18 protein-coding genes are annotated in these 18,545 nt (G+C 71.7%); 8 read left to right on the plus strand and 10 right to left on the minus strand.

Translation table 11 applies throughout. The annotated features are described in order from the left end of the window. Positions 1-126 precede the first annotated feature (126 nt). Together ACH4UM_RS30325 and serB are read left to right on the plus strand one after the other, a co-directional pair. The gene (locus ACH4UM_RS30325) at positions 127-2,166 is read left to right on the plus strand and encodes a streptophobe family protein (protein WP_398186124.1); all 2,040 of its coding nucleotides are present in this window, start codon (positions 127-129) and stop codon (positions 2,164-2,166) included. 231 nt (positions 2,167-2,397) lie between these two features. Continuing rightward, positions 2,398-3,606: a phosphoserine phosphatase SerB gene (serB, locus tag ACH4UM_RS30330; protein WP_398186127.1), complete on the plus strand. Its 1,209-nt coding sequence runs from the start codon at positions 2,398-2,400 to the stop codon at positions 3,604-3,606. Positions 3,607-3,708: 102 nt separating this feature from the next. Here the strand turns inward: serB and ACH4UM_RS30335 are convergent, their stop codons facing one another. The 3 genes from ACH4UM_RS30335 to ACH4UM_RS30345 all read right to left on the minus strand — a co-directional run bounded on the left by ACH4UM_RS30335 (position 3,709) and on the right by ACH4UM_RS30345 (position 6,283). Further along, positions 3,709-4,227: a SixA phosphatase family protein gene (locus tag ACH4UM_RS30335; RefSeq protein WP_398186130.1), complete on the minus strand. Its 519-nt coding sequence runs from the start codon at positions 4,225-4,227 to the stop codon at positions 3,709-3,711. Between the two features lie 117 nt (positions 4,228-4,344). After that, a complete protein-coding gene (locus ACH4UM_RS30340; protein ID WP_398186133.1) occupies positions 4,345-4,551 on the minus strand; it encodes a hypothetical protein in 207 nt (68 codons plus the stop codon). A 178-nt stretch (positions 4,552-4,729) separates the two neighbouring features. Beyond that, complete coding sequence (locus ACH4UM_RS30345) at positions 4,730-6,283, minus strand: CynX/NimT family MFS transporter (RefSeq protein WP_398186136.1); 1,554 nt, start codon at positions 6,281-6,283, stop codon at positions 4,730-4,732. A gap of 81 nt (positions 6,284-6,364) precedes the next feature. Here ACH4UM_RS30345 and ACH4UM_RS30350 point away from each other — a divergent pair, with 81 nt between their 5' ends. Beyond that, positions 6,365-7,060 (plus strand): FadR/GntR family transcriptional regulator, encoded by a 696-nt coding sequence (locus tag ACH4UM_RS30350; protein ID WP_398186138.1) that lies wholly within the window; start codon positions 6,365-6,367, stop codon positions 7,058-7,060. On the opposite strand, the gene ACH4UM_RS30355 is transcribed toward ACH4UM_RS30350, so the two are convergent. From ACH4UM_RS30355 to fabG, 3 genes are all read right to left on the minus strand, one after another. Further along, positions 7,035-7,388, minus strand: coding sequence for a hypothetical protein (locus tag ACH4UM_RS30355; protein WP_398186141.1), 354 nt, complete (start codon positions 7,386-7,388; stop codon positions 7,035-7,037). The two genes, ACH4UM_RS30350 and ACH4UM_RS30355, sit on opposite strands and share 26 nt — an antisense overlap. A 206-nt stretch (positions 7,389-7,594) precedes the next feature. Beyond that, positions 7,595-8,362, minus strand: coding sequence for an enoyl-ACP reductase FabI (gene fabI, locus ACH4UM_RS30360; protein WP_398186143.1), 768 nt, complete (start codon positions 8,360-8,362; stop codon positions 7,595-7,597). A 5-nt stretch (positions 8,363-8,367) separates the two neighbouring features. Then, the gene (fabG, locus tag ACH4UM_RS30365; RefSeq protein ID WP_398186146.1) at positions 8,368-9,072 is read right to left on the minus strand and encodes a 3-oxoacyl-[acyl-carrier-protein] reductase; all 705 of its coding nucleotides are present in this window, start codon (positions 9,070-9,072) and stop codon (positions 8,368-8,370) included. A gap of 208 nt (positions 9,073-9,280) precedes the next feature. Here fabG and ACH4UM_RS30370 point away from each other — a divergent pair, with 208 nt between their 5' ends. Genes ACH4UM_RS30370 through tyrS form a run of 3 tightly spaced genes read left to right on the plus strand, consistent with a single transcriptional unit; the run spans position 9,281 to position 13,559 of the window. Then, positions 9,281-10,843 carry a TldD/PmbA family protein gene (locus ACH4UM_RS30370; RefSeq protein ID WP_398186148.1) on the plus strand — a complete coding sequence of 521 codons (1,563 nt, stop codon included), beginning with the start codon at positions 9,281-9,283 and terminating at the stop codon, positions 10,841-10,843. Beyond that, positions 10,840-12,234, plus strand: coding sequence for a metallopeptidase TldD-related protein (locus ACH4UM_RS30375; RefSeq protein ID WP_398186151.1), 1,395 nt, complete (start codon positions 10,840-10,842; stop codon positions 12,232-12,234). Before ACH4UM_RS30370 ends, ACH4UM_RS30375 begins: the two co-directional genes overlap by 4 nt. A 56-nt stretch (positions 12,235-12,290) precedes the next feature. Beyond that, positions 12,291-13,559, plus strand: a complete 1,269-nt coding sequence (tyrS, locus tag ACH4UM_RS30380; RefSeq protein ID WP_398186153.1) for a tyrosine--tRNA ligase — start codon at positions 12,291-12,293, stop codon at positions 13,557-13,559. A gap of 156 nt (positions 13,560-13,715) precedes the next feature. Here the strand turns inward: tyrS and ACH4UM_RS30385 are convergent, their stop codons facing one another. After that, positions 13,716-14,009: a GlsB/YeaQ/YmgE family stress response membrane protein gene (locus ACH4UM_RS30385; protein WP_398186157.1), complete on the minus strand. Its 294-nt coding sequence runs from the start codon at positions 14,007-14,009 to the stop codon at positions 13,716-13,718. Positions 14,010-14,281: 272 nt separating this feature from the next. Between ACH4UM_RS30385 and ACH4UM_RS30390 the strand changes: the two genes are divergently transcribed. Together ACH4UM_RS30390 and ACH4UM_RS30395 are read left to right on the plus strand one after the other, a co-directional pair. Beyond that, entirely contained in the window at positions 14,282-14,701 is a 420-nt protein-coding gene (locus ACH4UM_RS30390; RefSeq protein WP_398186158.1) for a DUF3099 domain-containing protein, read from the plus strand. Between the two features lie 211 nt (positions 14,702-14,912). Continuing rightward, positions 14,913-15,131 (plus strand): hypothetical protein, encoded by a 219-nt coding sequence (locus ACH4UM_RS30395; RefSeq protein WP_398186161.1) that lies wholly within the window; start codon positions 14,913-14,915, stop codon positions 15,129-15,131. Between the two features lie 39 nt (positions 15,132-15,170). Here ACH4UM_RS30395 and moaA read toward each other — a convergent pair whose 3' ends face one another. The 3 genes from moaA to ACH4UM_RS30410 form a co-directional block, all read right to left on the minus strand. Beyond that, entirely contained in the window at positions 15,171-16,160 is a 990-nt protein-coding gene (moaA, locus tag ACH4UM_RS30400) for a GTP 3',8-cyclase MoaA (RefSeq protein ID WP_398186164.1), read from the minus strand. A gap of 187 nt (positions 16,161-16,347) precedes the next feature. Continuing rightward, complete coding sequence (locus ACH4UM_RS30405; protein WP_398186166.1) at positions 16,348-17,967, minus strand: cation acetate symporter; 1,620 nt, start codon at positions 17,965-17,967, stop codon at positions 16,348-16,350. Further along, positions 17,964-18,320: a DUF485 domain-containing protein gene (locus tag ACH4UM_RS30410; RefSeq protein ID WP_398186169.1), complete on the minus strand. Its 357-nt coding sequence runs from the start codon at positions 18,318-18,320 to the stop codon at positions 17,964-17,966. The genes ACH4UM_RS30405 and ACH4UM_RS30410 overlap by 4 nt, the downstream gene beginning before the upstream one ends. Positions 18,321-18,545 lie beyond the last annotated feature (225 nt).

Here is an 18,545-nt window from a genome sequence, read left to right on the forward strand (position 1 = left end):
CATGAGTACGTAACGCACGCTTCGACCGTTTGCGTTGACGGGGTTGAAACCCGGCCGGAGAGTGGTATTCCACGCGAGGGGGACATGCGCGGCAACCGTGCCGTGCAGCGGATCGGGGGGTCTGCCATGAACACTGCCACGGAAGCCGGGACCGCGCGGCACGGTGCACGCCTGCCGTGGCCGGACGTGCTGCTGTCCGCCATCGTCTGCGTGAGCTGGGCGTTGGTCGGGATGGCGGGCACGGCGGCGCTCGGGCTGCACCTGCTGCAGGCGGACTCGGCCGGTTCGCTCGGGCCGATGACCGCCGCGGTGGTGGCACTTGGGGCGGGTGGTGCGGTCACGCCGTCCGGCGATGTGTCCGCCTTCGGCCTGAAAGGGGCCGAGGCACACACCGCCATCCAGATCACGCCACTGGGCGTGAGCCTGGTCGGCGCGCTGCTCCTGTCCTGGTTCTTCCTACGGTCCCTGCGCACGGCCGGAGTTGTGATCTCCCCGGCCGAACTCCTCGCCCGCGCGGGGGCGGTGGTGGCGCTGTTCGTGGCCATGCTGGGCGGGCTGGCCTGGGCTGGACACGACGTCGTCACCATCGACGGGGGCTCGCTGGGGCTGGGCAAGCTGCCCGGCGGCGGAGGGCCGGGGGGCGTCGGCATCCCCGGGCTCGGCGATCTCGGGGACATCGGCGGGCTGCTCCCCGGCAACATCGGCAAGCTGATCGACGCCAAGGCGTCGGTCGGCTTCACCGTCGACACGGCGCCCACGCTGCTCGGCGGACTCGGCTGGTCGGCCGGAATCCTGCTGATCGCCCTGCTCGCCTCGCGCCGCACTCCGCTGCCGCGCGGCTGGCAGGCCGTGCACCGGGTCGTGCGGCCGGCCGTGTCCGCGCTGGTCACGGTGCTGCTGCTGGCGGTGGCGGCGGGTCTGGCGGCGGCCGCGTACGCGGCGATCGGCGACGCCCACCCCCGGCGCATCGCGGGCGCCGCGCTGCTGGGCGCGCCCAACGGGGTCTGGCTGGGCCTCCCGATCGGCCTCCTCGTCCCCTGGGACGGCAGGGCGACCGGCGAACTGGCCAAGCTCCTGCCGGATCCCCTGGACAAGCTCCTGACCGTGCGCTCCGACCAGCCGGTCACGCTCGGGCGGCTGGCCGACCTGGACGGCCGGGTGTGGCTGCTGGGGGTGGCGGCGGCCCTGATGATGCTCCTGGCGGGGGTGCTGACGGCGGTACGAACTCCGGTGGGGATGGCGGGCCGGACCTCCGGGGTGGGCGGGCCCGGGGTGCTTCGGGAGCCCGGAGTGGCTCGGGGAGCGGATGCGGCTCGGGGAGCCGGGGTTGCTCCGGGAGCCGGGGTTGCTCCGGGAGCCGGGGTTGCTCCGGGAGCCGGGGTTGCTGCCGGAGCGGATGCGGCTCCAGGCGCTGGTGACGCCTTCGGCTTCGTACGCGGTCCGGGTGTGCTGGGTTTCGCGGGGCGGTGTGCGGTGCGGCTGGGGATCGTCACGGCCTTGGCGCTGCCGCTGCTCGCATGGCTGACGCAGGTGTCCGTGGACGCCTCGCTGTCCGTGCTCGGCTTCGACGCGTTCGGCGCGGGGATCGAGTTGCACGGGCACCTGGGCACCGCGTTGCTCCTGGGCGCCGCGTGGGGTGCCGGGGCGGGGGCCGTTGGGGCGTTGCTGGCGAGCGCGACCGGGGCCGCGGGGCGGCGCGCGGCACCCCTGGCACTGGGTGACGCGGGGGCTGCGCGGAACTCGGCGGAGGGCGCCGGCCGCGACGTACCGGCTGCGGTACGGTCCGCCGCACCGAGCCCGGGTCCGGTGGACCCCGCAGGGGCGGCCGGGCCCTATGTCCCCGGTTCGCCGTACCGGCCGCCGAACCCCGCCACCAACCCCTATCTCCGGCTGCCCGACGGGCTGCGGAAGCCGGAGGACGCCCGCCCGCCCCGGGGCCGGGGGCAGGGCGGTACGGCAGGTCGGCCCCGTCCGGCGACTCCGCCCGACGACGTGTACGGGTCGCCGACGATGATCGGCCCCGTTCCCCCGCCTCCGCGCCCGCCCTCACGGCCGCCGGAGCGCCGCCCGCGGCCCCGGCCGGGGCAGTGGCCGCCGCCCGCACCGGACGACGGTCCCCCGCCCCCGCCCCCGCCCCCGCGGGCTGACGGGCCGCCGCAGAGGTGACCCGAGGTGCCGCGCTGAACCGACGCGCTGGACCGGGCCGGCGTCCACCCGCTCGGCCGGGCGGGCACATGCCAAAGTCGCCTCGGGCGCGTACGGGGATGGGCTCCGTGCGCGGGCCTTGGTGACCGGGGCGTGGGCCGTGCACCGACTGATGGACGCCCCGGTGTTCGGTGTCCGCCAGGCGGACCTGAGGGGCGTGAGGCACTGGGTGCCGGATACGGTGGAAACACCATGAGCGCTTCGCAGACCTCCGACGAACCCACCCTTCTCGTCAAGATCTTCGGGAAGGACAGGCCGGGCATCACGGCCGGACTCTTCGACACCCTCGCGGCCTACTCCGTCGACGTGGTCGACATCGAGCAGGTCGTCACCCGCGGCCGGATGGTGCTCTGCGCGCTCGTCACCGAGCCGCCCGCCGCGGTGGAGGGCGATCTGCGGGCCACCGTGCACAGCTGGGCCGAGTCGATGAAGATGCAGGCGGAGATCATCTCCGGCCGCGGCGACAACCGGCCGCGCGGTTCCGGGCGCTCCCTGGTCACCGTTCTCGGCCACCCCCTCACGGCGGAGGCGACCGCGCAGATCGCCGCACGCATCACCAAGACCGGCGGCAACATCGACCGAATCTTCCGGCTGGCCAAGTACCCCGTCACGGCGGTGGAGTTCGCGGTGTCCGGCGTGGCTACGGAGCCGCTGCGCACCGCCCTTGTGACGGACGCGGCGGCACTCGGTGTCGATGTCGCGGTCGTCGCGGCGGGCCTGCACCGGCGGGCGCAGCGCCTGGTCGTGATGGACGTGGACTCCACGCTCATCCAGGACGAGGTGATCGAGCTCTTCGCCGCGCACGCCGGCTGCGAGGACAAGGTCGCCGAGGTGACGGCGGCCGCGATGCGCGGTGAACTGGACTTCGAGCAGTCGCTGCACGCGCGCGTGGCGCTGCTTCAGGGACTGGACGTCTCGGTGGTGGACAAGGTGCGCAGCGAGGTGCGGCTGACGCCGGGTGCGCGCACCCTGATCCGTACGCTGAAGCGGCTCGGTTACCAGGTGGGCGTCGTCTCGGGCGGCTTCACCCAGGTCACGGACGATCTCAAGGACCGGCTCGGGCTGGACTTCGCGCAAGCCAACACACTGGAGATCGTCGACGGCAAGCTCACGGGCCGGGTCACCGGCGAGATCGTCGACCGGGCGGGCAAGGCGCGGCTGCTGCGCCGGTTCGCCGCCGAGGCGGGCGTTCCGCTGTCGCAGACCGTGGCGATCGGCGACGGCGCCAACGACCTTGACATGCTGAACGCGGCCGGTCTCGGGGTCGCCTTCAACGCCAAGCCGGTGGTCCGCGAGGCGGCGCACACCGCGGTGAACGTGCCCTTCCTCGACACGGTCCTGTATCTGCTGGGAGTCACCCGCGAAGAGGTCGAGGCGGCGGACGCGCACGAGGAGAGCTGAGCGTCCGCGTCCCGCTCCCCCGTCCCCGCCCAAACGCCATTCGTGCGCAGGGCCCGGCACCCGCAAAGGGTGCCGGGCCCTGCGCACGAGCGGACGGGCGGGCTACTCCGAGGGAGCCCAGTAGTCGAGCAGTGTGGCCACGCCCGGCTCCAGGCCCTTCCACGAGCCGTCGAAGGACACGACGGCGAAGGCGGCGGCGGGGAAGCCCCGGCGGCTCATCCACTCGCGGGCGTCGTCCTCGGCCGCTCCGGACAGTACCTCGGCCAGACCCTGGATGCCCGGGTTGTGGCCGATCATGATCACGTTCTGCACGTCGTCCGGCGTCTCGTTGAGCACGGTGATCAGCTCGCCGGGCGAGGCCTCGTAGACCCGCTCCTCGTAGACGGTCTTCGGCCGGTGCGGCAGTTCGTGGACGGCGAGCTTCCAGGTCTCGCGGGTGCGGGTCGCGGTCGAGCACAGAGCCAGGTCGAAGGGAATACCGGTGTCGGCCAGCCTGCGCCCGGCGACCGGGGCGTCCTTGCGGCCCCGCTCTGCGAGAGGCCGCTCGTGGTCGGTCACCTGTGGCCAGTCGGCCTTCGCATGCCGGAAGAGAACAATCCTGCGGGGTTCTGCGACGCTCATGGCACCCAGCTTCGCATGAAACAGGCCACGGGGCGCAGGGGGTTGACATGCGGCTTCCCGGACGGCGCGGACGGTGCGGGCGGTCGCCGAGGGCGGCCGGGCGCCCGCCCGGAGGCTTCATCGCGCGAGCAGCTCCTGGGCGCGCTGGAACAGCTGGGTGATCGCGGGATCCCCGGTTGCCGCATGGGCGTTCGACGGGTTCAGTATCAGGACGAGGAGCGTGGCGAAGGCGAGGGCCGGCAGGGCCAGGGCCCACCACGGCAGCCGGGGGCCGACGCCGCCCCGAGTCGCCGGGCGGGGCCGGGTGTGCGTACGGGCCGACATGATCGCCTCCGCTGGTCTTCGAGTGGTCCGCGGACCGCTTCCCGCGGTCACACCTCGAAGCTACGGACTCGGCGTGCCTCAACCCATCCGGTGATCCACCCACTTGACCCTGACCCTCACCCCCTAGGGGATGGTGGGGCTGGCCCCACCCCGGGTGCCCGGACAGGGTCCGAAGGGGTCAGGGGGAGGCGATCGTCGCGATGACGGCGATGATCACGAAGATGGCGAAGAACGAGCCGAAGACGAGCAGCATCTTCTTCTGGCCGTTCGGCGGGTTCGGGTCGAGCACAGGCTGCATGGCCCCAGTCTCGCACCCTTCGTCCGCAAGGGTGCCGTCGGGGCCGCCTCGGCGCGCCGCCTCGTCCTCCACCGTGCGGTCGCGGCCGGCCAGCCAGCCCGCCGCCATCTGGGGGAGCATCAGGCCGGTCATGAGGGCGATCGGCAGCCCCCAGCCGCCGCTGCTCTGGTACAGCACGCCCACGAGCAGCGGCCCGGGGATGGATATCAGGTAGCCGGTGCTCTGGGCGAACGCCGACAGCTGGGCCACGCCTGCGCCGGTCCTGGCCCGCATGCCGACCATGGTGAGCGCCAGCGGGAACGCGCAGTTGGAGACGCCGAGGAGGAGCGCCCAGGCCCAGGCGCCGGCGGCCGGCGCGAAGTACAGGCCCGCGTAGCCGGCCAGACCGCAGACGCCGAGCACCAGCACGATCGGGCCCTGGTGGGGCAGCCGGGTGGCCAGGCGCGGGATGACGAAGGCGAGCGGCACGCCCATCACCATCGTGACGGCGAGCAGCAGTCCGGCCGTGCCGGCGGGCACGCCCGCGTCGCGGAAGATCTGCGCCATCCAGCCCATGGTGATGTAGGCGGCGGTGGCCTGGAGCCCGAAGAAGACGGCCAGCGCCCGGGCGGTACCGCTGCGGGCGATCCGCGGCTCGTGGGCTTGGGTCTGCGCGGGGGCGGCCTGCGTCTGCGCGGGCCGTCGGCCGTCCCGCCCGTGGTGCCGGCCCTCCCGCGCCGGCTGCTGCCGCGTCGGAGCCGGTGCGGACGGCGTCGTGCCCCGGTCCCGCACCAGCGGCAGCCACGGCAGCACGGCGAGCGCGGCGAGCGCCGCCCACACGGCGAGCCCCGGCTGCCAGCTCCCGCCGAGCGCGCCGGTCAGCGGCACGGTCACCGCGGCGGCGGACGAGGTACCGAGGGCGAGGGCCATCGAGTACAGGCCGGTCATGGAACCGACTCGGTCCGGGAACCAGCGCTTGACGATGACCGGCATCAGGACGTTGCTCACGGCGATGCCCATGAGCGCGAGGGCGCTGGCGGCCAGAAAGGCGGCCGCGCTGCCGGCGTAAGGCCGGATCAGCAGTCCGGCGGTGATGGCGACCATACCCGCGCACACCACCGCGGCGGGGCCGAAGCGGCGGGCCAGCCGGGGCGCCGTCACGCCGAAGACGGCGAAGCAGAGGGGGGGCACGGAGGTCAGCGCTCCGGCCACGCCGCCGCTCATGCCGAGCCCGTCGCGGACCTCCTCCAGGAGTGCGCCGAGGCTGGTGATGGCGGGGCGGAGGTTCAGCGCGGACAGCACGATGCCCACGACGACCAGGCGGGTCGTCCACGCGCGCGTGGCGCCCGCCTCGGGCTCCCGGGGGGTACGGGGCTCCGGGGACGCGGTGGTCGCGGCCGGGGCGGGTTCGGCCGTGGTGGACGTCGCCGTCCGGGGTGTCTCCTCGCTTGCCATGCGCCCATCATAGAATCATGGGATGATTGGCTGTCCACGGCCCGGGGGCCGTCCCCGGGGCCTCGCGTGCGAAGGTGTGCCATGCCCCTGAGCCATCCGCGCCGGTCGGCGCTGTCCGAGCAGGTCATCGCCGCGCTGCGGAACCAGATCACCTCGGGTGAGTGGCCGGTCGGCTCCCGTATCCCCACGGAGCCCGAGCTGGTGGAGCAGCTCGGGGTCGCCCGCAACACCGTCCGCGAGGCGGTCCGCGCACTCGCCCACAACGGTCTGCTGGACATCCGCCAGGGCTCGGGCACCTACGTCGTGGCGACCAGCGAGCTGGCGGGCGTGATGCACCGCCGCTTCGCCGACGCCGACCCGCGGCACATCGCCGAGCTGCGCGCCACGCTGGAGTCGGCCGCGGCGAGACTCGCCGCCGAGCGGTGCACCGAGAAGGACCTCAAGCAGCTGGACACGCTGCTCCTGCGCCGCGAGGAGGCGTGGGGGACCGGCGACGCGGAGGCGTTCGTCAGCGCGGACACCACCTTCCACCTGGCGGTGGTGTCCGCCTCCCACAACGACGTGCTGACCGCGATGTACGCGGACCTGGGCGAGGTGCTGCGGGACTGGCTGCGCGCGGACGTCGGCGCGGAGCTGACTGCGGAGGACTACATGGACCACACACGGCTGGTCGACGCGATCCGCGCGGGCGACGCGGACGCGGCCGGGGCCGAGGCGGCGAGCTACCCGTTCCTGTGCCGTCCGGGCCGGCTCAGCCCGCCGCCCGCTCGTGGCTGATCCACGCCGAGCGGACCTCCTCCCAGCAGCGGCCGCTCATCCGTACGGTCTGCGCGGGCCCCACGTCCACCGGGGAGCCGTCGCTGTCGAGGTCCCACCAGCGGGCGCACTCCACGTGCAGGCCGACCCGGTCGGTCTCGGGATAGGGGTTGTGGCAGTAGGCGGTCACATGGGAGCCGGAGACACTGGTGCGGCAGGTGGCGCCGAACGGCTCGGACGCCGTGGGACGGCCGGCACGCACGCGCGCGTGCGGCATCGCCTCGTACGGCAGGGAGAGCACGAGGGCGACGGCCACGGTCGCTGAGGCCAGGCTGCGGGACAGGCGCACAAGGGGGACCTCCTCGGCCGGGCTGGGGAGGAAAAAGCGAGGTGAGGGCGTACTCCCAGGGTGCACGGCCGCAGGTGTGCCGCGCCCGGCCGGGTGGGCCGATCGGGTGAACTCGGCAACCCCGGCCCGCCCCTCGAACGCAGCGGGCCCGCACCCCCGGGGGGGGGTGCGGGCCCTCAAACGTCAGTCGCCCTCGGTGGCAGCGATCACGCACCGACGGCGTGCAGACCACCGTCCACGTGGATGATCTCGCCGGTGGTCTTCGGGAACCAGTCGCTCAGAAGAGCCACGACGCCGCGGCCGGCCGGCTCGGGGTCCTTCAGGTCCCACTCCAGCGGCGAGCGGCTGTCCCACACGGAGGCCAGCTCGGCGAAGCCCGGGATGGACTTGGCGGCCATGGAGCCGATCGGGCCCGCGGAGATGAGGTTGCAGCGGATGTTCTGCTTGCCCAGGTCGCGGGCCATGTAGCGGTTGGTCGCCTCCAGGGCGGCCTTGGCCGGGCCCATCCAGTCGTACTGCGGCCAGGCGAAGGAGGCGTCGAAGGTGAGGCCGACGACCGAGCCGCCGTTCTGCATCAGCGGCAGGCAGGCCATGGTCAGCGACTTCAGGGAGAACGCCGAGACGTGCATGGCGGTGGCCACCGACTCGAACGGCGTGTTGAGGAAGTTGCCGCCGAGCGCGTCCTGCGGCGCGAAGCCGATGGAGTGGACGACTCCGTCGAGGCCGCCGAGCTCCTCGCCGACCACGTCGGCCAGGCGCCCGAGGTGTTCGTCGTTGGTGACGTCGAGTTCGATGACCTTGGTGGGCTTGGGGAGCTTCCTGGCGATGCGCTCCGTCAGCGTGGGCCTCGGGAAGGCGGTGAGGATGATCTCGGCGCCCTGTTCCTGGGCCAGCCTGGCGGTGTGGAAGGCGATGGAGGACTCCATCAGCACACCGGTGATCAGGACGCGCTTGCCCTCGAGAATTCCGCTCATGGTGATCAGTGACCCATTCCCAGTCCGCCGTCAACGGGAATGACGGCTCCAGTGATGTACGAGGCGTCGTCCGAGGCGAGGAACCGCACCGCCGCCGCGATCTCCTCCGCCTGCGCGTAACGGCCGAGCGGCACCTGCGACAGGATCGCCTCGCGCTGCTGGTCGCCCAGCGCCCGGGTCATGTCGGTGTCGACGAAGCCGGGGGCGACGACGTTGAAGGTGATGTTGCGCGAGCCCAGCTCACGGGCGAGGGAGCGCGCGAAGCCGACCAGGCCGGCCTTGGAGGCGGCGTAGTTGGCCTGGCCCGCCGAGCCGAGCAGGCCGACGACCGAGGAGACCAGGACGACGCGGCCCTTCTTGGCGCGCAGCATGCCGCGGTTGGCGCGCTTGACGACGCGGAAGGTACCGGTGAGGTTCGTGTCGATGACCGAGGTGAAGTCCTCCTCGCTCATCCGCATCAGCAGCTGGTCCTTGGTGACGCCCGCGTTGGCGATGAGCACCTCGACCGGACCGTGTTCGGCCTCGATCTCCTTGTAGGCCTGCTCCACCTGCTCGGGGTCGGTGATGTCGCACCTGACCGCGAGGAAGCCGGCCGGCGGCTCCCCGGAGCGGTACGTGATGGCGACCTTGTCGCCGGCGTCGGCGAACGCGCGGGCGATGGCGAGGCCGATGCCCCGGTTGCCTCCGGTGACGAGAACCGAGCGGCTCAACGGATCACCCTTTCGTAGCGGTCTGAAGTGTTCCGACAGCCCGCCCGAACACGTGGATGACAGGCGGCTTCACCGAAAACCTATCGGTCCCGCCACGTCGGCGGACAATCGGGCATCGACAGTGGCGTGCGGGACTCACTGTCGAGTCCCTACAGAAAACAGCGGACTCGACCCGGAAACGTGTGGTCCCCGCCGCCGCCCGCGCGACATGATCGGACCCGACAGGCGACGACAGCAGGGAGACCCCGTGCCACATACGATCGACGAGGCCTTCACGGCCCTTCCTCTACGCGCCCTCGCCGACGCCGCGCTGGCACGTGCGCGGTCGCTCGGTGCCGAGCACGCGGACTTCCGGTTCGAGCGGGTGCGCAGCGCGTCGTGGCGGTTCCGGGACGCCCGGCCCGCCGGGTCGTCGGACACCACCGACCGGGGATACGCGGTGCGGGTCGTGCACGGCGGTACCTGGGGGTTCGCCTCCGGGGTCGACCTGACGCCGGACGCCGCCGCGAAGGTCGCCTCGCAGGCCGTGGCGATGGCCAAGCTGTCCGCGCAGGTGATCGGCGCGGCCGGGTCGGACGAGCGTGTGGAGCTCGCCGATGAGCCCGTGCACGCCGAGAAGACGTGGGTGTCGTCGTACATGATCGACCCGTTCTCCGTACCCGACGAGGAGAAGTCCGCGCTGCTCACTCAGTGGAGCGCGCGGCTGCTGGCGGCCGACGGGGTCAACCACGTGGACGCCTCGCTGCTGACCGTGCACGAGAACAAGTTCTACGCCGACACCGCGGGGACCGTGACCACGCAGCAGCGGGTGCGGCTGCACCCGCAGCTGACGGCCGTGTCGGTGGACGAGTCCAGCGGGGAGTTCGACTCCATGCGGACGCTGGCGCCGCCCGTCGGGCGCGGCTGGGAGTACCTGACCGGGACGGGCTGGGACTGGGAGAGCGAGCTGGAGCAGATCCCCGGCCTCCTCGCCGAGAAGATGCGCGCGCCGAGCGTCGAGGCGGGCGTCTACGACCTGGTGGTCGACCCCTCCAACCTGTGGCTGACCATCCACGAGTCCATCGGGCACGCGACGGAACTGGACCGGGCGCTCGGGTACGAGGCCGCCTACGCCGGCACCTCCTTCGCCACCTTCGACCGGCTCGGCAACCTCAGGTACGGCTCCGAGCTGATGAACGTCACCGGTGACCGCACCGCCGAGCACGGCCTGGCGACCGTCGGGTACGACGACGAGGGCGTCGAAGCCCAGTCCTGGGACCTGGTGAAGGACGGGACCCTGGTCGGCTACCAGCTGGACCGCAGGATCGCGAGGCTGACCGGGTTCGAGCGGTCCAACGGGTGCGCCTTCGCCGACTCCCCCGGCCATGTGCCCGTCCAGCGCATGGCCAACGTCTCGCTCCGGCCGGACCCGGCGGGAATGTCGACCGAGGATCTCATCGGCGGCGTCGACCGGGGTATCTACGTCGTCGGCGACCGGTCCTGGTCCATCGACATGCAGAGGTACAACTTCCAGTTCACCGGGCAGCGGTTCTTCCGGATCGAGAACGGGCGGCTGACCGGGCAGCTGCGGGACGTCGCCTACCAGGCGACCACCACCGACTTCTGGGGCTCCATGGCGGCCGTCGGCGGCCCGCAGACGTACGTCCTGGGTGGTGCCTTCAACTGCGGCAAGGCCCAGCCCGGCCAGATCGCGGCCGTCTCCCACGGCTGCCCGTCGGCCCTCTTCAGGGGCGTCAACATTCTGAACACGACGCAGGAGGCCGGTCGATGAGCCCGCGTAACACCAAGCCGCACGAGGTCGTCGAGCGTGCCCTCGGGCTGTCCCGGGCCGACGGGTGCGTCGTGATCGCCGACGAGCACTCGTCCGCGAACCTGCGCTGGGCGGGCAACGCGCTGACCACGAACGGTGTCACGCGCGGGCGCACGCTCACCGTCATCGCGACCGTCGACGGCAAGGAGGGCACCGCCTCCGGGGTGGTGTCCAGGTCCGCCGTGACCGAGGACGAGCTGGAGCCGCTGGTGCGGGCCGCCGAGACCGCCGCGCGCGGAGCGGGCCCCGCCGAGGACGCGCAGCCACTGGTCGCCGGGGTGCCCGAGTCGCCCGGCTTCACCGACGCGCCCGCCGAGACCTCCTCGGCGGTGTTCGCGGACTTCGCGCCGGCGCTCGGCGAGTCGTTCGCCCGCGCGCGGGCGGGCGGACGCGAGCTGTACGGCTTCGCCAACCACGAGATGGTGTCGGCCTACCTGGGTACGTCGACAGGGCTGCGGCTGCGGTACGACCAGCCCAACGGCACGCTGGAGCTGAACGCCAAGTCGCCGGACCGTACGCGGTCGGCGTGGGCGGGGCGGTCGACGCGGGACTTCAAGGACGTCGACCCGGCGGCGCTGGACGCGGAACTGGCCGTACGGCTCGGCTGGGCGGAGCGACGGATCGAGCTGCCCGCGGGCCGGTACGAGACGCTGCTGCCGCCGAGCGCGGTGGCGGACCTGCTGATCTACCAGTTCTGGTCGTCCTCGGGCCGGGACGCGGTCGAGGGCCGCACGGTGTTCTCCAAGCCGGGCGGCGGCACGCGCGTGGGCGAGCGGCTCACCGAGCTGCCGCTGAGCCTGCGCAGCGACCCGGACGAACCCGGCCTGGAGTGCGCCCCGTTCGTGGTCGCCCACTCCTCCGGGGGCGACCAGTCGGTGTTCGACAACGGGCTGCCCGTACGGGCCACCGAGTGGATCGGCGGCGGGGAGCTGAGGCGGCTGACGACCACCCGGCACAGCGCGGGCCTGACCGGGCTGCCGGTGGCCCCGGCGATCGGCAACCTGATCCTGGACGGCGGCACGGACCGCTCCCTTCAGGAGATGGTCGCCGGCACCCGGCGCGGGCTGCTGCTGACCTGCCTGTGGTACATCCGCGAGGTGGACCCGGCGACCCTGCTGCTGACGGGCCTGACCCGGGACGGGGTGTACCTGGTCGAGAACGGCGAGGTGACCGGCGAGGTCAACAACTTCCGCTTCAACGAGTCGCCGGTGGACCTGCTGGGCCGGGCGGCCGAGGCCGGGCGCTCCGAGAAGACACTGCCGCGGGAGTGGAGCGACTACTTCACCAGGGCCGCGATGCCCGCGCTGCGCGTCCCGGATTTCAATATGAGCTCTGTCAGTCAGGGCGTATAACCTCGTAGTCGGCTGTCACCCGGCTGCCGCATGATCATCAAGGAGACGCGAGAACCGTGACGGACATCGTCGACGAGCTGAAGTGGCGGGGGCTCATCGCCCTCTCCACCGACGAGGACGCATTGCGCAAGGCGTTCGCGGACGGTCCCGTCACGTTCTATTGCGGTTTCGACCCGACCGCGCCCAGTCTCCACCTCGGCAACCTGGTGCAGATCCTCACGATGCGCCGCATCCAGGAGGCCGGGAACCGGCCGCTGGCGCTGGTCGGGGGCGCCACGGGCCTGATCGGCGACCCGAAGCCGACCTCCGAGCGCACGCTGAACGACCCGCAGGTGGTGGCGGGCTGGGTCGAGCGGTTGCGGGCCCAGATCGCGCCCCTGCTGCACTTCGACGGTTCGAACGCGGCAGTGATGGTCAACAACCTGGACTGGACCCAGGGCCTGTCGGCCATCGAGTTCCTGAGGGACATCGGAAAGCACTTCCGGGTCAACAAGATGATCGCCAAGGAGGCGGTCTCCCGGCGGCTCAACTCCGACGCCGGCATCAGCTACACCGAGTTCAGCTACCAGATCCTGCAGGGCATGGACTTCATGGAGCTGTACCGGAGGTACGGCTGCAGCCTGCAGACCGGCGGCAGCGACCAGTGGGGCAACCTCACCTCGGGCACGGACCTGATCCACCGGGTCGTTCCGGGGGCCGTGGTACACGCGCTGGGCACTCCGCTGATCACCAAGGCCGACGGCACCAAGTTCGGCAAGACGGAGTCCGGCACGGTCTGGCTCGATGCGGAGATGACCACGCCGTACGCCTTCTACCAGTTCTGGGTCAACGCCGACGACCGTGACGTCTCCAAGTTCCTGCGCATTTTCAGCTTCAGGTCCCGTGAGGAGATCGAGGAGCTGGAGCAGCAGACCGAGGAGCGTCCCCAGGCCCGGGCCGCGCAGCGCGCGCTGGCCGAGGAGCTGACGACGCTGGTGCACGGCGCCGACCAGACGGCCGCCGTGATCGCCGCGTCCAGGGCCCTCTTCGGCCAGGGCGAGCTGGCCGGGCTGGACGAGCGGACGCTGGCCGCGGCCCTGTCCGAGGTGCCGCACGTCCAGGTCGCGGAACTGGGCCCGGTGGTCGACCTCTTCGCCGAGGTCGGCCTGGTGGCCAGCAAGTCGGCCGCGCGCCGCACGGTCAAGGAGGGCGGCGCCTACGTGAACAACGTCAAGGTCACCGCCGAGGACGCGGTCCCCGCCAGGGAGGACCTGCTGCACGGCCGCTGGCTGGTGCTGCGCCGGGGCAAGAAGAACCTGGCGGCGGTGGAGGTCACGGGCGGCTGAGCGGTCGCCGTGCGCGCGTGCCGAAGGGGCGGTCTCCCGGATGCGGGGAGACCGCCCCTTCGGTCTCTTCGCCGCGGCGCGCGTCCGCGTGCCCGGGCGTGTGTCCGCGTGCCCGAGCGTGTGTCCGCGTGTCCGGGCTTGTGTCCGCGTGTCCGCTTACATGCCCTGCTGGGCCCGCTGCTGCTTCTTGTTGCCCCACAGCGCCATGTACGCCATGTCCCCGAGGGCGACAATGATGATCGCGGCGACCAGCTGGAAGGCGTGCCGGGTCCAGTCGATGCCGGAGGTCTCGGCCACGCCGACCGCGCGGGCGATCGCGTTGCCGGCGATCGCCCCGAGCATGCCGAAGATGGTGGTCAGCCAGAGCGGGCTGTGCTGCTTGCCCGGGATGACCGCCTTGGCGATCAGGCCCAGTACGAAACCCACGATGATCGCCCACAACCAGCCCATGGCTGCCTCCTCGTCCGGCTCGACGTGAGCATTACGCCCAGTGTCGGCCGGTCGGCGGTACGACGCACGCCCGGTGCGGCCGGGAGTGGAGGGGCGCGGGGCGCGGGGCGCGCGAGCGGGAGCGCTCGGGGTGTTCGCGCAGGCAGGCGGGGCCCCTCTCGTAGGCGGTACGGCCGCGGCGTACCGTGGAGATGTGCGTGCCGGTGTTCCCGACCGGTCACGGACCGGGTAGGGGCCGGGGAGCTGTCCGATACGGACGAATGGTGGATGTGATGCGGAAACAGCATGGCGGTGGCAACGTCCAGGTGTTCCGGATCACGGGAGCCAGGACGGGGCTGCAGGAGGACGTGCGCGGCCGTCAGCGCCGGTACGTCATCTCGATGACGATCCGCACCTTGTCGGTGATCCTCGCGGTGTCGCTCTGGAACGTCGAACGCTACGTGGCGATCGTGGCGCTGGTGCTGGGGCTGGTCCTGCCCTACATCGCTGTGGTGGTCGCCAACGCGGGCCGGGAGAACGCGCCGAAACTGCCGTCGACGTTCGTGGCCATGCCGACGCCGCCGATGATCACCTCGCCGGGGACGGACGACGGCTTCACGGGGTCCGCCGCGGAGGATGCCGCCGGCGACTCCGCGACGGGTGCGCACAGCGAGCCACCCGGACACCAGCGCGCCGGCACCGACGGCGTGTGACCTGGGCCGCTCACCGCGCCGGAGGACCACCGAGCAGCAAGCTCAAGAAAAGCTCAGATCAATCATGTTGTTCCGGTGCCGGGCGACGGGTCACCCGTGACATACTTCGTACGCGCTCCGCATCCCCCGTCGGAGCGACAGACCGACGCCGGGCAGCTCCCCCCGTGGCTGCTCGGCGTCGCCTTGTGTGCCGTGGCTGTGAGACGAACCAGTGACTGACGAAACCCCGATCTGCTCCGCCAAGGGCTGCCGCACCGCCGCCGTGTGGGTGCTGGCCTGGAACAATCCGAAGATCCACACACCGGAGCGCCGCAAGACATGGCTGGCGTGCGAGGAGCACCGGGAGCATCTGTCGCAGTTCCTCGGTGTGCGGGGGTTCCTGAAGGACGTCGTTCTCCTCAAGGAGTGGCAGGCGCCCGAAGGCGCCTGAGGCTCGGCCGGCCCCGCCCTCCGGTCCGGCCCCCGGACCTCAGCCGCCGATCGCGGACATCGGCCGCTCCGGCTGGACGAACGAGGGGTCGTCCAGGCCCGCGCCGGCCTTCTTGCCCCACATCGCCAGCCGCCAGATGCGCGCCACCTCTTCGTCGGGGGCGCCGGAGCGCAGGGCGGCGCGCAGGTCGGTCTCCTCGGTGGCGAACAGGCAGGTGCGTATCTGGCCGTCGGCCGTCAGGCGGGTGCGGTCGCAGGCCGCGCAGAACGGGCGGGTGACGGAGGCGATGACGCCGACGCGGTGCGGGCCGCCGTCGACGATCCAGCGCTCGGCCGGGGCGGAGCCGCGTTCCTCGGCGCCTTCGGGAGTCAGCTCGAAGCGGGTGCGCAGCGAGGCCAGGATGTCGCCGGCGGTGACCATGCCCTCGCGCTTCCAGCCGTGCTGGGCGTCCAGGGGCATCTGCTCGATGAACCGGAGTTCGTAGTCGTGCTCCACGGCCCAGGCCAGCAGGTCGGGGGCCTCGTCCTCGTTCAGGCCCGGCATCAGGACCGTATTGACCTTGACCGGGTTCAGGCCGGCCTCGCGGGCGGCCTGCAGACCTTCGAGGACGTCCTTGTGGCGGTCCCGGCGGGTGAGGGCCTTGAAGACGTCCGGGCTGAGGGTGTCCAGGGAGACGTTGACCCGGTCCAGGCCGGCCGCCTTCAGGGCGGTCGCCGTGCGCCTGAGCCCGATGCCATTGGTGGTGAGGGAGGTCTGGGGGCGCGGGTCGAGGGCCGCGACGCGCTCCACGATGCCGACCAGGCCGGGACGCAGCAAGGGCTCGCCGCCCGTGAAGCGGACCTCCTTGATACCCAGCGACGTGACCGCGATGTCGATCAGGCGGACGATCTCGTCGTCCGTGAGCAGATCGGGCTTGGCCAGCCACTGCAGTCCCTCTTCGGGCATGCAGTACGTACAGCGCAGGTTGCACCGGTCGGTCAGCGAGACCCTCAGGTCGGTGGCCACCCGGCCGTAGGTGTCGATGAGCACGTGGGCCCCCTCCCTCGTCGTGGATCACTGGCGTGGATCACTGTCGCGGTCACTCAATTCTCCGTCACCTGCGAGCGTACGTGACACCACCGACATCGACAGCAACCCGATCCCACGAGGTACCCGGCGGCCGCGTCGTAGGACCGTACGACCCCCGCGACGCGGCCGCCTGCGGCGGGCCGGGCTCTCAGTGCGCGCCCGTGCCCGTCAGGGACCGCACCTCCAGCTCCGCGTACTTGGCGGTGTCCGGGGCCTCCCTCGACAGGAGGGTGCCCACGACGCCCAGGACGAAGCCGGCCGGGATCGAGACGATGCCCGGGTTCTCCAGCGGGAACCAGTGGAAGTCGACGTCCGGGAACATCGACGTCGGCCTGCCCGAGACCACCGGCGAGAACAGCACCAGGCCGACCGCGGTGACCAGACCGCCGTAGATCGACCACAGGGCACCGGAGGTGGTGAACCGCTTCCAGAACAGGCTGTAGAGGATGGTCGGCAGGTTGGCGGAGGCGGCGACAGCGAAGGCGAGGGCGACCAGACCCGCGACGTTCAGGTCGCGGGCCATGGCGCCCAGCACGATGGAGACCGCGCCGATGCCGACGGTCGCCCAGCGGGCCGCGCCGAGCTCCTGCTTCTCGGTGGCGGCGCCCTTCTTGATGACGTTGGCGTAGATGTCGTGCGCGAAGGACGACGACGAGGCCAGGGTCAGGCCAGCGACGACCGCGAGGATCGTGGCGAAGGCGACCGCGGAGATGCTGGCGAGGAGGATGGCACCCCAGTTGGAGTCGACACCGCCCAGGTGCAGGGCGAGCAGCGGGGCCGCGGTGTTGCCGGCCTTGTTGGAGGCGATGATCTCGTCCGGTTTGATGAGCGCGGCGGCGCCGAAGCCGAGGGCGAGGGTCATCAGGTAGAAGGCGCCGATCAGGCCGATCGCCCAGATCACCGACTTCCGGGCGGCCTTGGCGGTGGGGACGGTGTAGAAGCGGATCAGGATGTGCGGCAGGCCCGCGGTGCCCAGCACCAGGGCGATGCCGAGCGAGACGAAGTCCAGCTTGGTGGTGCCGCTCGCGCCGTACTTCAGGCCGGGCTCCAGGAAGGGGGCGCCCTTGCCGCTGTTGTCGGCGGCCCTGCCGAGCAGGTCCGAGACGTTGAAGTGGAACTTCAGCAGGACCAGGAAGGTGAGCAGGATGGCGCCGGCGATCAGCAGCACGGCCTTGACCATCTGCACCCAGGTGGTGCCCTTCATGCCGCCGATGGTGACGTACACGATCATGAGCACGCCGACCAGCGCGACGATGCCGATCTTGCCGCCGTCGCTGGTGATGCCGAGCAGCAGCGAGACCAGGACGCCGGCGCCGGCCATCTGGGCCAGCAGGTAGAAGATCGACACGACGATCGTCGACGTGCCGGCCGCCGTGCGGACGGGGCGCTGGCGCATCCGGTACGCCAGTACGTCGCCCATGGTGTAGCGGCCGGAGTTGCGCAGCGGCTCGGCGACCAGGAGCAGGGCGACCAGCCAGGCGACCAGGAAGCCGATGGAGTACAGGAACCCGTCGTAGCCGAACAGGGCGATGGCGCCCGCGATGCCGAGGAAGGACGCGGCGGACATGTAGTCGCCGGAGACCGCGAGGCCGTTCTGGAAGCCGGTGAACTGCCGTCCACCGGCGTAGAAGTCGGCGGCGCCCTTGGTCTGGCGGCCCGCCCAGACGGTGATGACGAGGGTGGCGACGACGAACACCGCGAACAGGGTGACGATCAGCGGCCGGTGCTGGCTCGCCTCACCCGCGGCGAGGGTGACTGCCGGGTTCATTCTCCGCCCTCCATCCGGGACTTGATGGCCTCCGCCTTGGGGTCGAGCCTGGCGGCGGCGTGCCGCGCGTACCACCAGGCGATGAGGAACGTGGTGAGGAACTGGGCGAGACCCAGGGCGAGGGCGACGTTGACGTTGCCGAGGAGCTTGGTGCCCATGAAGTCGCCCGCGTAGTTGGAGAGCAGGACGTACAGCAGGTACCAGGCGATGAAGGCGACGGTCAGCGGGAAGGCGAAGGAACGGTAGGAGCGGCGCAGTTCACCGAACTCCGCGCTCTCCTGCACCGCGGTGAACTCCTCGGTGGAGGGAAGCAGGACCTGGGTTTTCGAGGGTGGCGGTGTCTCGGTGGCCACTTCGGTCTCCTCGCGTTGCGGACAGGGCTGCGGCAGGGGGCTCGATCGTGCTCGCGCTCCCTGCACAAGGTCCACGGCGCCACGCGAGGACCGGTTCAAGTCCTATGAGCTCTTTCGCAAGCGACCTGGGCAAGTCATTGCCGAGTCATTGCTGAGGGGTGAGAGCGGGAGATAGCTTCACCCTGCACCACCCGTCATGTACCTGCCCGAGCGACATCTGTGTCT

Origin of the sequence: Streptomyces sp. NPDC020801 (assembly GCF_044334385.1) — a bacterium.
Classification (GTDB): Bacteria; Actinomycetota; Actinomycetes; order Streptomycetales; family Streptomycetaceae; genus Streptomyces.